We start from the raw sequence: 13,582 nt of genomic DNA on the forward strand, positions 1-13,582 counted from the left end.
AGCCGCGGCAATGGTCGGGTGGTGCGGGCACGGCCCACGATGCTGGTGGTGACCGACATCGCCGCACTGGTCGGCGACTCGGTCGCGGCCCGTCGGACGCGGCTGTTGTGGCGGCTGCCCGGTGCTCCGCCCGCACTCACCAGCGACGCGGTGCAGCGGATCTCGTGTGATGCGGACCTGCAGTTCCTGCTGGTCGACGGTCATCAGGTGCTGGGGATCAGTGCACCGACCTCCCAGATCCCGGCGCGGGTGCGGCGTGCGGTTGCGGCCCGTGATCAGGGCTGCCGGTTTCCGGGCTGCCGGGCCCCGGTGGGCTGGACCGATCTGCACCACGTGATCGGGCGTGAGCGGGGCGGGCCGACCACCGTGGACAACCTGGTCGCACTCTGCCGCCGCCACCACATGGCGGTCACCGAGGGACGCTGGCGTCTGACCATGACCGACGACGCGACCGTGACCGTCCGACGCGGACGCCACACCTCCACCTCCGACCCGCCCCTACGCCGCCATCCCATCGACGGCTGACGTCGCCCCGCCGGGACGGTTCCGGGCGGCGGATAGGCTCGTGCGCATGACTGCCTCCGACACCGCCGCCGCCCGCCACGTCCTCGTCGCCGTCGCCTGGCCGTACGCCAACGGCCTGTCGCACCTCGGGCACATCGCCGGCTGCTACCTGCCGGCCGACATCTTCGCCCGCTTCCACCGCATCAGCGGCAACCGGGTCCTGATGGTCAGTGGCACCGACGCGCACGGCACGCCGATCACGGTGAAGGCCGACCAGGAGGGCGTGGAGCCGGCCGAGATCGTCAACCGCTACAACCCGCGCTTCCACGAGCAGTGGGAGCGGCTGGGGATCTCGTTCGACCTGTTCACGACGACGATGACGGACAACCATCGTGAGGTGACCTGGGAGCTGTTCCGGGCCTTGCACGCCAACGGCTACATCGACACGCGAACGACCGAGCAGTTCTACGACCCGGAGGCCCAGCGCTTCCTGCCCGACCGCTACGTCGAGGGCACCTGCCCCAACTGTGGCTCGCCCGACGCCCGCGGCGACCAGTGCGAGACGTGCGGCAAGACGCTCGACCCGATCGACCTGATCGAGCCGCGGTCGAAGTTCACCGGCGCCACGCCCGAACCGCGCGAGACCGAGCACTACTTCATCCTGCTGCCTCGACTGCAGGACGACCTGCTGGCCTGGCTCGAGCAGCGCGAGGGGTGGCGTGGTCATGTCATCAACTGGGCGCTCGGCTTCGTGCGCGAGGGACTGATCGACCGGGCCATCACCCGCGACCTGGCGTGGGGCATCCCGCTACCGCCCGAGCTCGACATCTCCACCGCGGCGTCCGAGAAGCGCATCTACGTCTGGTTCGAGGCCGTGATCGGCTACCTGTCGGCGTCGCGCGAGTGGGCGCAGGAGCAGGGCGATCCCGACGCGTGGAAGGACTGGTGGCTGGACCCGGCCGCCGAGTCGTACTACTTCGTCGGCAAGGACAACATCCCGTTCCACGCCGTGTTCTGGCCCAGTTACCTGCTGGGATCGGCGACGAACGGGCAGCCACCGCTGAACCTGCCGACCAACGTGCCGGCCAACCAGTACGTGACGTTCAAGGGCGCGAAGGCATCGAAGTCGCGCGGCGTCGGCAAGTCGTTGCTCGACTACCTCGATGACTACCAACCCGACGAGCTGCGCTACGCGCTGGCCACGATCCTGCCCGAGTACAACGACACCGACCTGTCCGAGGACGAACTGGTCCGCCGCATCAACGGCGAGCTGGTGGCGGCATGGGGCAACCTCGTCAACCGGGTGCTGGCCATGACCAGGAAGAACTTCGACGGGGTCGTCCCCGAACCCGGCGAACTCGACGACGGTGACCACGCGATCCTGGCCACGGTCGACCGCAACCTCGCCGCCGAGGCCGCGCTGATCGAACAGGTGGAGCTGCGCGCGGCGCTGAAGCAGGCACTGGACGCGACCCAGGAGGTCAACGCCTACCTGAACGCGACCGAACCCTGGAAGACCGCCAAGACCGACCGCGACCGCACGGCGACGACGTTGTGGACCGCCATTCAGGCGATCAGCGGCTGCAACCTCGCGTTCGCGCCGTTCACCCCCTTCGCCGCCGCGACGGTCAGCGGCTGGCTGGGCCATGACGAGGACCTGCGGGGGACCGGCTGGGCGCGCCGCGACGTCAGCTCCGGAACGGTCCTCGGGGAGCCGACCCCGCTGTTCCGCAAGGTGGAGTTGCCCGAGGACGACGCCGAAGCCTGAGTTTTCCGGCCGTCGCTGGCCCGTTGGGACGTCCGCAACCCGGGGCGGCCCGGCGGCCGCAGGCGTGCGCTTTGCGAGATGTGGGCGACCTTCGGTGGTGGCCGTGGCGAAGTTGGCCAGGCTCGTCGGTGCCACCCCCACCGGTCGTACGGTCCCCGCAAGACGGACGGGGCGGACCATGGGGGCTTCCCGAGGCCGTGGAGAACGCCTGATGGACTTGACCGCAGTGGACCCACTCGTGTGGATCATCCTCGCCGTGGTCGTGGTGGCCGTACTCGTCGTGATGTTCTTCGTGCTGCGCAAGAAGCGTCGCAAGCGTGACGAGACCCGCCGCCACCTCAAGGACCGGTTCGGCTCCGAGTACGACCGCACGGTGAGCCAGGCGAAGAACCGCCGCGCCGCCGAGGAGGAACTGCTGGCGCGGGAGCGACGGCGGCAGTCCTTCGAGGTGCGGCCGGTGCCGGCGGACCAGCGCGAGGGTCTGCGCGCACGCTGGGACGAGATCCAGAGCAGCTTCGTCGACGCGCCGCACGCCACCTTGCGCAAGGCCGACGAACTGCTCGACGAGGTCGCTGTCGCCCGCGGGTACCCCGATGCCGCCCGCGAGCAGCGCCTCGCCGACCTGAGCGTGGATCACCCGGCCGCCGTGGAGCGCTACTGTTCGTCGCGCCCGGACAGCGACAAGGACGACCAGTCGACCGAGCAGTTGCGGGCCGCCCTGCTGGCCTCGCGTGACCTGTTCGAGACCATGCTCAACCAGGGAGAGCCCGGCTCGACCGACACGCCGCCGACCCCGTTCCAGGAGCTGGTCACCGAGGAACCCGTCGAGGGCGAGACCTCGGCACGCGCGGAACGGCACGGTGCGGCGTCCAACGGACACGAGGACGGCACCATCGACCTCACGCCGCACGACCGACGCCGTGAGCACGTCGACACCGGCGGCATGGCCGTCACCGACGACCAGGGACGGCCGCTGCCCCCGCCGCCCGCCGACGGCAGCCGCTGACGCGACACCAGCCGCTGACGCGACACCAGCGGGAGACCGGCCTACGCGAGCTCGACGGCGAGGCCGGTCTCCCGCAGTCCGGCGACGAGTTCGGGGTCGGCGCCACCGTCGGTGAGCAGCAGGTCGACGTCATCGAGGTCGCACACGTGCGCCAGGGCCACGGCGCCGAGCTTGGAGTGGTCGGCGCACACGATGCGTCGCTGTGACGCCTGCAGGATCAGGCGCTTGACCTGTGTCTCGGGCAGGTTGACGTTGGTGACGCCCGCCCGGACGTCCACGCCGTTGCAGCCGATGAAGGCGATGGCGGCGTGGATCTTGGCGAGCACGAGCCCCGCGAGCGGCTCGACCAGCGAGTGCTGCGTCGGGCGCAGGGTCCCGCCCGTGACCACCACCGTGAACCGGGGCGTGGCCACCTCCAGGGCCATCGCGATCGTCAGCGAACTCGTGAACACGGTGAGGTCGCTCAGGTCGTCGCGGATCGCGAGCGCCTTCGCGATCGCCGTGGTCGTGGTCCCGACGTCGAGGATCACCGTGTCGCCGGATTGCACCTTCGCCGCCGCCGCCCGCGCGATGTCGCCCTTCTCGGCCGCCGCCGCCACCGTCGACTCCTCGAAGCGGCGCTCCACGATCGGTCCGGTTCCCGGCACGGCGCCACCGCGGACGCGTCGCAACAGGCCCCGTTCGGCGAGCGCGTCGAGGTCCGTCCGCACCGTGACCTCGGAGACCTCGAAGCGGTCGGCCAGTTCCGTCACCCGCACGAACTCGCGATCGCGCACGAGCGTCAGGATCCGGTCGCGCCGGATACGTGCGGGCACCGGCGTCGACAGGGGCGCTTCACGTTCGTCGCGGTTCACGCGCGGAATCCTTCTCGCCAGGCGTCCTCGACGAGTTCCCGCAGCTCGGTCCGTCTTGGACGCCACCCCAACAGGTCGGCCGCGCGGGCCGAGGACGCGACCAGCGACGCCGGGTCACCGCTGCGGCGGTCGGCCTCCTCGGCGGGGATGGCGTGACCCGTCACCTCCCGTGCCGCCTCGATCACCTCGCGGACGCTGAACCCGCGTCCGTTGCCCAGGTTGCAGACGAGCGTGGGATGCCGGTCGAGCGACTCGAGCGCCCGCACGTGTGCGTCGGCGAGGTCGGCGACGTGGACGTAGTCGCGGACGGCGGTGCCGTCGGGAGTCGGGTAGTCGGTGCCGAAGACCGAGATCCGTTCGCGCTGACCGGCGGCCACCTGCAGCACCAGCGGCACCAGGTGGGTCTCGGGGGCATGCCGTTCGGGGCGCCCCGGCGTGGCTCCGGCGGCGTTGAAGTAGCGCAGACTGGCGGTGCGCAGCCCGTGGATCCGGTGGTGCCACGCCAGCATCCGCTCGACCAGCAGCTTGGACTCGCCGTAGGCGTTGGTCGGGGCCAGACGGTCGTCCTCGCTGATGGGCGTGCGCTCGGGCTCGCCGTAGACGGCGGCGGTGGAGGACAGCACGAAGCGTTCCACGCCGTGTTCGAGCAGGACGCGCAACAGCATCGCGCTGCCGCCGGTGTTGACGGCGAAGAACCGCTCGGGGCTACGCATCGACTCGCCCGCCTCGATCAGCGCGGCGAAGTGCAGGCAGGCCTCGAAACCGGCGCCGGCGACGGTGTCGGCGAGGGCGGTGGCGTCGGCGATGTCGGCGACGACCAGCCGGACGCCGTCGGGCACCGCCTCGCGGTGACCGGTCGACAGGTCATCGACCACCGTGACGTCGTGGCCGGCATCCACCAGCGCCGCCGCCGTCGTCGAGCCGATGAAACCCGCACCTCCGGTGACGAGAACGCGCACGCCGCTTCCTTTCGATTGCTTGCCCTAGGCTTTGTATCGGTTCCGAACCCCCGTACCCGAAAAAGGCACCCCACCGTGCCCCGCTACCTCGCTCCCGGTCGTGCCAACCTCATCGGTGAGCACACCGACCACACCGACGGGTTGGTCCTGCCGGTGGCGATCGACCGCGGGGTGACCCTCGAGGTCGACCTCGGGGGCGACGCCATCGCGCTGCGCTCGGCCGACGCCGACGGCGAGGTCGAGGTTCCGGCCGACGGCAGCCACACCCCCGAGCAGGGCTGGGGCCGGTTCGTCGCCGCCGTCGCGGCCGAACTCGCGCAGGCCGGGCGGCGTCCCGTCGGCATGCGCGGTGCCCTCAGCAGCGACCTGCCCCAGGGAGCCGGGCTGTCGTCGTCGGCGGCACTCGAGGTGGTGCTCGGGCTCGCCCTCGCCGACGCCGCGGAGTTCGAGATCGCGCCACTCGAGCTCGCCTCCCTGTGTCGGCGGGCGGAACGGCGCGCCGTCGGCGTGCCGTCGGGGATCATGGACCAGGCCGCGTCGATCCTGGGACGCGCCGACCACGCGGTCCTGCTCGACTGCGGTTCGCTCGAGTACCGGCACGTGCCGCTGCCGGGTGACCACGTGCTGCTCGTCGCCGACTCCGGCGTGCGCCGTCAGCTCGAGACCTCCGGCTACGCGCAGCGTTCCGAGGAGCTCGCGGCCGCGTTGCCGGTGCTCGAGGGCCGCCGACCCAGTGAGGTCGACGTCGAGGAACTCGACCAACTGCTGGCGGGCGTCCCCGAGGTGCCCGCCCGCCGTCTGCGGCACGTGGTCACCGAGAACGAGCGGGTGCGCCAGACCGAACAGGCACTGCACGAGGGACGCCTCGACGACCTCGGCCGGCTGTTCACGGCTGGCCACGCCAGCCTGCGCGACGACTACGAGGTCACGATCCCCGAACTCGACCGACTCGTCGAGCTCGCGCGCGAGGGCGGAGCGACGGCGGCGCGCATGACCGGCGGGGGGTTCGGCGGCGCCATCATCGCGCTCGTCCCGAGCGACCGGGTGACCGCGGTCGAAGCCACCATCCGCGACGGGTACGGGCGGGACTACCCCCAGCATCCGCTGCAGCTGCACCGCTGCCGGATCGCCGACGGCGCACGCCGGCTGGACGACTGAGCCCGCGCCCGCCGCCGGCTGCTGTCGCGCCACCGTGTCAGTCCTGGTCGTCGACGGCGGGCATGGGCCGCTCGCCCGTCTGGGGGACCGTCCCACCGCGCACCTGCGGCCAACCGTCGTCGTCCCAGTCGAGCGGGTCCAGCATCAGCACGCGCCGCGGCGCGCCGCTCGGGGCCGTTGGCCGGTCGCGCTCGTAGGCGTGGTAGAGCAGCCAGTCCTGGCCGTCGTCGTCGGTGACGAGGTCGTGGTGGCCGGGACCGACGAAGTCCTCACCGCCTTCGAGCAGCAGCGTGCCGTGGGAGTGCTCGAGGTCCTCACCGTCACGGTCGAGGTAGGGGCCGGTGAGGGCGTCGGCCCGGCCGACCGCCATCCGGTAGGTGCTCTGCATGCCCTCGCAGCAGGACCCGAGGGAGCCGAAGAACCAGAAGGCGCCGTCGCGCTGCTCGATCTTGACCGCCTCCCAGGCATCGCCGGCGATTCGAACGGGATCGGAGCGGACCTCGAGACCGTCGTCGGAGAGCTCCACCAGGTAGATGCCGTGGAAGGAACCCCACACGAGGTGGAGGCCGTCCTCGGTGGTCACGATGGCGGGATCGATCGAGTTGCCGACCCCGATCTCGCTGCTGAGGAACAGCGGCCCGAGGTCTTCGTACGGGCCCGCCGGTTCGTCGGCGGTCGCGACCCCGATGCCCGGATCGGGGTCGCCCCACAATGAGATGGCGTAGTACAGCAGGTAGCGGCCGTCGTGCTCGATGACCTCCGGCGCCCACAGGTAGCCGTCCTTCCAGCGGGGCCGCCGCTCGAAGGCCTCCCCGAGATGCTCCCACTCCACGAGGTCGTCGGAGCGCAGCACCGGCAACGGACGGCTGCCGGCGCCGTCGCCCCAGTCGTCCTCGGTGCCGATGGCGTACCACGCGCCGTCGGCACCGCGGACCGCACCCGGGTCGGCCAGGATCGGCTCGAAGACCGGGTTGGCGTAGGTGGGTCCCGACTCGCCGCACCCGGCGGCCAGGAGTACCACACTCGCGCCCAGCGCGACCAACGACCCCGTGACGGCTCTCATCCCTTCAGGCCCGAGCGCGCGACCCCTTCGATGACGTAGCGCTGCGCGAAGACGAACAGGGCGATGACCGGTGCGGACGCGATGACCCCACCGGCCATGATCACGGGGTAGTTGACCGTGTAGGCGCCCTGGAGCCGCGCCAGGCCGGGGGGAAGGGTCAGGCTGTCGGGATTGAAGAGCACGTAGACCGGCCACAGGAAGTCGTTCCAGTTGGTCAGGAACGCGAGGACCAGCAGGGTCGCCAGTGCCGGCTTCGACAACGGCAGGACGACCCGCCAGAAGACCTGGAACTGGTTGGCGCCGTCGATCAGCGCCGCCTCCTCGAGTTCGTCGGGCAGCCCGAGGAAGAACTGGCGCAGCAGGAACACCCCCAGCGCACCGGCCGCCTGCGGCACGATGACGGCCCACAGGCTGTCGAGCCAGCCGAACGTGTCGACGATGAGGTAGTTGGGGACCAGGAAGATGATCGGGGGGATGAACAGCGTCGACAGGATGACGCCGAAGAGCAGCTTCTTGCCACGGAAGTCCATCCGTGCCAGCGCGTAGGCCGCCGGGGCGGCCGTGGCGACCACCAGGACGGCGTGCGCGGTCGCGGCGATCATGCTGTTGAGGAACCACCGCAGCACCGGGGTGTCGGTGCCCGGGCGGAACAGCAGCTCGTAGGCCGCCGTCGTGATCTGCGAGGGCAACAGCTCCAGCGGCCAGCGGGTCGCCTCGGGGCTGGTCTTGAACGAGGTGCTGAGCATCCACAGCAGCGGTGCCAGGTAGATGACGCTCAGCAGGATCAGGACGGCGTACCCGAGCGGCCGGGTCCAAGGGCGTCGGGGTTGCACCCCCGCGTCCCCGGTCGCCGCGGCGGTGGTCTGGTCCGGCTCGTGGTCGACGGCGGTCATGCCTCGTCCTCCCAGCGGCGAAAGAACCCCCACAGCAGCAGGCTTCCGCCCATCAGGAACAGCGCCAGGATGTAGCTCATCGCGGCCGCGCTGCCGAGCCGGAAGGATCCGAGCCCTTCCTCGGCGATCAGCATGACGGCGGTACGGGTGCGGTTGCCCGGTGCGCCCTGGGTCACCAGGAACGCCTGGCCGAACATGTTGGCCGACGCGAGCACCGTGACCGTGACGACGAACACCAGGACACGTCGGAGTCCGGGCAGGGTGACGTGCCAGAACCGGTTCCACGCGTTGGCGCCGTCCACGGAGGCGGCCTCGTACTGCTCGCGAGGAATCTCCTGCAGGCCCGCGAGGTAGATGACGGTGTTGAAGCCGAGCGTCCACCACACGGTCAGGACCGTGAGCAGGATCCAGCCCCAGGGCAGCGCCGTGGTCCACGGGTAGTTGCTCGCGAACCCGATCCGGCCGAGCAGGTAGTTGATGGCGCCGATGTTGGGGTCACCGAGGAAGCGCCACAGCAGGCCGACGACGGCGACGCCGAGCACGTAGGGCGTAAAGTAGACCGCCCGGAAGAACGTTCGTCCGCGCAGCCGCAGGTTGAGCACGAGCGCCACCAGCAGGGGGAGCACGAGCAGCAGCGGGACGCTCAGCACCACGAAGATGCCGGTCGCCCGCATGCTCTGCCAGAACGCGGCGCCGCGTTGGGATCCCTCGGCGAACAGACGGACGTAGTTCTCGACCCCCAGGAAGATCGGGGCGCCGAAGTACTCCCACTGGTGCAGGCTGATCCAGAACCCGTAGACGGCCGGGATCGCGACGAAGATCACGAACAGGGCCAGGTAGGGGGCCATGAAGACGTAGGGGGTCCACCACGCGCCCTGGGTGCCGCGCCCCGTGGGCACGGCACCGGCCGCGGTCGAGCCGCCGTTGGTCGCTTCGGGCGCCGTCGTGGTCATCGGCGTCTCACGCTTCCCGCTGCGCGGACTCCAGCACCTCGTTGGCGCGGGCGACACCATCGGCCAGCGCCTGCTCGGCGCTCTTCTGGCCGAGGACGGCCTCGCCCACTGCGGTCTCGAGCTCGCCCTGCGCGTCGCCGACACCGGGGACCGGGGGCGCGAAGCGGGCGTACTCGAGCTGGTTGGCGAAGGTCGGCTGGTGCTCCAGTGCCTCGAACTCACTGCTCTCGCGGACGCTGGCACGCGCGGGGATCTGGCCCGCTTCGGCCCACTGCAGCGAGTGCTCGGAGATCCAGTTCACGAAGGCGGCCGCGGCGCGGACCTTGTTCTCGTCCTGGTTCTGCTTGTTCATCAGCACGAAGTTGTGGCTGGAGGCCCAGACGGCGCGCTCGCTGCCGATCTGGGGCACCTCGGCGACGCCCCAGTCGAGGTTGTCGTCCTCGCCGTAGCCCTGGATCATCCAGATGCCGTTCCAGATGAACGCGTTGTTGTCGTTGGTGAAGGCGACGTGCTCGGCGTCCTGGCCGACGTCGGAGGGGCTGTGGCCCTCCTCGATCAGGCTCAGGTACCACTCGAGTGCCTCGACGTTCTCGGCGGCGTCGAAGGTGGCCTCCGAGGCGTCCTCGTTGTAGAGCTGACCGCCGAACTGGTAGGCCAGGGACTGGAAGGTGAGTCCGCCGGTGAACATGAACGGCGACACCCAGTGACCCTGGATGTCGTTGGAGCGCATGGCGTCCAGTGCGTCCATCAGGCTGTCGCGGTCGGTCGGGGGCGAGTCGGGGTCGAGACCGGCCGCTTCCATGACCCGCTTGTTGTAGTAGAAGCCGAGCGGGTGGACGTCGAGCGGGATGCCGTAGCGGCGGTCCTGGTACATCCCGGCGTCCCAGACCGCCTGGTCGAAGTCGCCGGCGTTGAGGTCGAGGGCCTCGGTGACGTTGTCGAGCGGCAGGATCACCCCGCGCGAGGCGTTGGTGCCGAGCTGGTCGAGGTGCATGACCGCCACGTCGGGGCCTTCGCCGCGGCTGACCGCGGGCGGCACGCTGCTGTAGAAGTCCGCCCACTGCAGCGTGTTCATCTCGACGTCGACGTTGTCGTGCTCGGCGTTGAACTGCTCGACGAGGTCACGCAGGAACGGGCCGTCGCCGCCGGTGAAGCCGTTCCAGAAGGCGAGTGCGACGGCGGGGCCGTCGTATTCGCGTGCGACGTCGACGTCGGCGAGTTCGCCGCCGGCGCCGCCTCCGTTGCCACCGCGTCCGCACGCGGCGAGTGCCACGGCGGCGCTGGCCCCCAGGCCCACACGGATGAATCCGCGCCGGGTCAGGACCGGCCGACTGTTGCGTAGGTGCTCCATCACGCTCTCCCTTGCTCTCCGAGGTGCTGCTGGCTCAACTCGTGGTGGTGGTGGCCGCTCGCGCCGACGCGACGTCGAGCTTCGAGCGGCGGTCGAAGGTCAGCAGGCCGTTCGCCTCCTGCTCGACGTCGGTCAACTGCGTGTAACAGAAGCCCTTGACGGGTCCGGACGCCGCCAGCGCCTGCAGCAGCTCGCGGTAGCGCTCCAGGAGGGCGGCCTCGCTGTCGACGGTGTGGTAGCCCCACGTGTCGCCGTCGCTGACCAGGGCGATGCCGCCGAACTCGGTCACGAGCAGGGGTTCCCCGCGGTGCGCGTGCCCGGCGGTGTACAGCGGGCGGCCGGCGGGCTGCGCCGACAGGGCCGTTTCGAGGTCGGCGAAGTGGTCCTGAAGCGCGTCGGCGGTGCCGTAGTCGTGGACGGTCAGCAGGTCGGTCTCGGCCTGCTCCCAGCCGTCGTTGCCGACGACCGGACGTGTGGGATCGAGTGCGCGCGTGAGGTGGTACAGCGCCTGCAGCAGGGCCCGGTGGCGCGGATCCGAGGCCAGGCGCGGGACGCCCCAGCTCTCGTTCATCGGCACCCAGGTCACGACACACGGGTGGTTGCGGTCGCGCGCGACGACCTGCTGCCACTCGTCGGCGAGGCGGTGCGCCATGGCCGGGGAGAACTCGTACGCGCTCGGCATCTCGTCCCAGACCAGGAACCCGAGGCGGTCGGCCCAGTACAGCCAGCGCGGGTCCTCGACCTTCTGGTGCTTGCGCGCACCGTTGAACCCGAGCTCCTTGGCGAGCTCGATGTCACGGCGGAGGTCGTCGTCGGTGGGCGCGGTCATCAGCCCGCCGGGGAAGTAGCCCTGGTCGAGCACGAGCCGCTGGTGGTAGGGCCGTCCGTTGAGCAGGACCTCGCCGTCGCGGGTCTCGATCGAGCGCATCCCGAAGTAGCCGACGACGCGGTCGGTGACACGGTCGCCGCGTTGCAGCGTGACCTCGATGTCGTGCAGGCGTGGCTGCTCGGGCGACCAGGTGGCGATGTTCTGCCAGTCGGCGACCGCGCCGGTGTGGTGGCCGCGCACCGGGATGACGGGAAACCGGCGCGTCAGGCGGGGTTGGGTGACCTGCATCCGGTCGTCGGCGAGGACGTTGCCGTCGTGGGCGACGACGACCTGCACGGTCGCGCCCACACACGCGGGATCGAGGTGCAGGACGACCTCGACCTCACCCGCCGCGAGGTCCGGTGTGAGCTCCCAACCGTGGACGCGTTCGACGCCGACGGGCTCGAGCCAGACGGTCTGCCAGATACCGGTCGTCGGGGTGTAGAAGATGTTCTCCGACCGCGGCTGCCAGAACTGCTTCCCGCGCGGGATGGTCAGGTCGTCGAGCGGGTCGAAGGCCCGCACGACGACCAGGTGGTCCCCGGACCCCTCGAGCGCGTCGGTGACGTCCGCCGTGAACGGGGTGTGCCCGCCGACGTGGTGGGCGACCTGCTGGCCGTCGACCCACACGGTCGCCTCGTAGTCGACGGCGCCGAAGTGCAGGAGCAGCCGCTCGTCGTCGCCGTCGCGTGGATCGTCGAAGCGGCGGGCGTACCAGACCACGTCGTGACGGTCGTTCACGCCGATGCCGGACCGCTCGCTCTGGAACGCAAACGGCACGGTGATGCGGTGGGTGAAGGGACCGTCCCCGTCGCCGTGCGGGACGAACCAGCCCTCGGCCAGTCCGACGTCCTTGTCGTCGAACGCGAACCGCCACGTGCCGTTGAGGTTGTGCCACCGCTCCCGCCGGAGCTGCGGGCGGGGGTAGTCGGGACGCGGCGTGGTCATCACAACTCCTCGGTCGGTCGCACCTCGGGGACGAGGCAGCCCCGCGCGTCGATCGCCGGTGGGTCGGTGGCACGAAGGGCGGCGGCCGTGGTCTCGGGCAGCGTGTCGTTGATGAACAGCCCGGTGGCGGTCTCGACGGACGCCCGGATCTTGAGCTTGTCGGCGCCACGGTGGGGCGGCAGGAACTCGAACGACAGGTGCCAGTCGGGCTGGTCGTGCGGAGCCTCGTGCACCACCATCATGAAGGGCAGGTCGTGGCCGAAGAGTCGGTCGTAGCGGAGCACCAGGTCGCGCAGGGCGGCGGCGAGGTCGCACTGCTCGTCGCCGGTGAGGTCGCCCAGCCGCCTGGCGCCGTGACGGCGCGCGCGGACGTGGACCTCGTAGGGCCAGTGCGGCGCGAAGGGGACGCCGACGGTGAAGCTGTCGTTGGCGGCGACCTGCCGCTCGGTCGCGGCGGCGTCCATGGCGACGACGCGACATCCGAGGCAGTTGCCGTGCTCGGCGCGGTGGGCGTGGTGGTGGTCGTTGCGCAGGGCGATGTTGGGCGGCAGGTGGTCGAAGGCGTAGATCTGGCCGTGCGGGTGTGACAGCGTCGCGCCCACGCCTTCCCCGCGGTTCTCGAAGATGAGTACGAACGCGATGTCGGGCTGTGACCACAGCGCGTTGCTGCGGTCGGTCCAGACCGCGATGACCTGGGCGACCTGTGCCGGGTCGAGCGTGGCCAGGGATCCTTCGTGCTGCTCGGTGTAGAGGACCACCTCGCACCGCCCGACGGACGCCGCCGTCGGGGCGATCGTGGCGTCCTCGGCGGCTGGCGGTGGCGGCGGGTCGGCCATCAACGAGGGGAACCGGTTCTCGAAGACCGCTGCCTCGTAGGAGAACGGCAGCTCCGGTCCTCCCGGGCACAACGGACACGACGGCGTGCCGTCGGGAGCGTCGGCGGACAACGGGGCTGGCCGGGTCTGCGGGCGCGTGTTGCGCGCGGGCGAGACGGCGATCCAGGTACCGGTCAGCGGGTCGAGCCGGCGGTGCAGCTGTGGTGGCTCCCCAGGAGCCGAGGCGTCCGCCGGAAGCTCACCGCGCAGTTCGCCGTAGACGTAGAGGTGGCGACCGCCGGCATGCACCAGGGTGTGGCGCGCGAGCGTCGGCACACGGGCATCGTCGGAAGGTCGCCGTGCCGTCACCCCGTAACTCCTGCATCGTCCCGCGGCGTCACGCCGCGATGAGACGACTCTAGAGCGACTTTCGTTTTCTTGT

Annotated in this window: 12 protein-coding genes; 4 read left to right on the forward strand and 8 right to left on the reverse strand. The window is 70.7% G+C overall.

The window, feature by feature from the left end:
* The 3 genes from ACERMF_RS17155 to ACERMF_RS17165 all read left to right on the forward strand — a co-directional run.
* On the forward strand, positions 1–525 hold a 525-nt coding region (locus ACERMF_RS17155; protein ID WP_373670373.1), incomplete at its 5' end, for an HNH endonuclease signature motif containing protein.
* 46 nt (positions 526–571) lie between these two features.
* Positions 572–2,272, forward strand: a complete 1,701-nt coding sequence (metG, locus tag ACERMF_RS17160; RefSeq protein ID WP_373670374.1) for a methionine--tRNA ligase — start codon at positions 572–574, stop codon at positions 2,270–2,272.
* A 211-nt stretch (positions 2,273–2,483) separates the two neighbouring features.
* On the forward strand, positions 2,484–3,278 hold the full coding sequence (locus tag ACERMF_RS17165) for a hypothetical protein (protein WP_373670375.1): 795 nt from the start codon (positions 2,484–2,486) through the stop codon (positions 3,276–3,278).
* A gap of 41 nt (positions 3,279–3,319) precedes the next feature.
* Here the strand turns inward: ACERMF_RS17165 and ACERMF_RS17170 are convergent, their stop codons facing one another.
* A complete protein-coding gene (locus ACERMF_RS17170) occupies positions 3,320–4,132 on the reverse strand; it encodes a DeoR/GlpR family DNA-binding transcription regulator (protein WP_373670376.1) in 813 nt (270 codons plus the stop codon).
* Positions 4,129–5,091, reverse strand: coding sequence for a UDP-glucose 4-epimerase GalE (galE, locus tag ACERMF_RS17175; RefSeq protein ID WP_373670377.1), 963 nt, complete (start codon positions 5,089–5,091; stop codon positions 4,129–4,131). The genes ACERMF_RS17170 and galE overlap by 4 nt, the downstream gene beginning before the upstream one ends.
* Positions 5,092–5,166: 75 nt before the next feature.
* On the opposite strand from galE, the gene galK reads away from it, so the two are divergent.
* On the forward strand, positions 5,167–6,249 hold the full coding sequence (gene galK / locus ACERMF_RS17180; protein ID WP_373670378.1) for a galactokinase: 1,083 nt from the start codon (positions 5,167–5,169) through the stop codon (positions 6,247–6,249).
* Between the two features lie 37 nt (positions 6,250–6,286).
* On the opposite strand, the gene ACERMF_RS17185 is transcribed toward galK, so the two are convergent.
* Genes ACERMF_RS17185 through galT form a run of 6 tightly spaced genes read right to left on the reverse strand, consistent with a single transcriptional unit; the run spans position 6,287 to position 13,476 of the window.
* Positions 6,287–7,312, reverse strand: coding sequence for a family 43 glycosylhydrolase (locus ACERMF_RS17185; protein ID WP_373670379.1), 1,026 nt, complete (start codon positions 7,310–7,312; stop codon positions 6,287–6,289).
* Positions 7,309–8,205, reverse strand: a complete 897-nt coding sequence (locus ACERMF_RS17190; RefSeq protein WP_373670380.1) for a carbohydrate ABC transporter permease — start codon at positions 8,203–8,205, stop codon at positions 7,309–7,311. The genes ACERMF_RS17185 and ACERMF_RS17190 overlap by 4 nt, the downstream gene beginning before the upstream one ends.
* Positions 8,202–9,158 (reverse strand): carbohydrate ABC transporter permease, encoded by a 957-nt coding sequence (locus ACERMF_RS17195; protein WP_373670381.1) that lies wholly within the window; start codon positions 9,156–9,158, stop codon positions 8,202–8,204. The genes ACERMF_RS17190 and ACERMF_RS17195 overlap by 4 nt, the downstream gene beginning before the upstream one ends.
* 7 nt (positions 9,159–9,165) lie before the next feature.
* Entirely contained in the window at positions 9,166–10,509 is a 1,344-nt protein-coding gene (locus ACERMF_RS17200; protein ID WP_373670382.1) for an ABC transporter substrate-binding protein, read from the reverse strand.
* 34 nt (positions 10,510–10,543) lie between these two features.
* Complete coding sequence (locus tag ACERMF_RS17205; RefSeq protein ID WP_373670383.1) at positions 10,544–12,325, reverse strand: glycoside hydrolase family 2 protein; 1,782 nt, start codon at positions 12,323–12,325, stop codon at positions 10,544–10,546.
* Positions 12,325–13,476, reverse strand: coding sequence for a galactose-1-phosphate uridylyltransferase (galT, locus tag ACERMF_RS17210; RefSeq protein WP_373670384.1), 1,152 nt, complete (start codon positions 13,474–13,476; stop codon positions 12,325–12,327). The genes ACERMF_RS17205 and galT overlap by 1 nt, the downstream gene beginning before the upstream one ends.
* Between the last annotated feature and the right edge of the window lie 106 nt (positions 13,477–13,582).

Origin of the sequence: Egicoccus sp. AB-alg6-2, from assembly GCF_041821025.1 — a bacterium.
GTDB lineage: Bacteria > Actinomycetota > Nitriliruptoria > Nitriliruptorales > Nitriliruptoraceae > Egicoccus.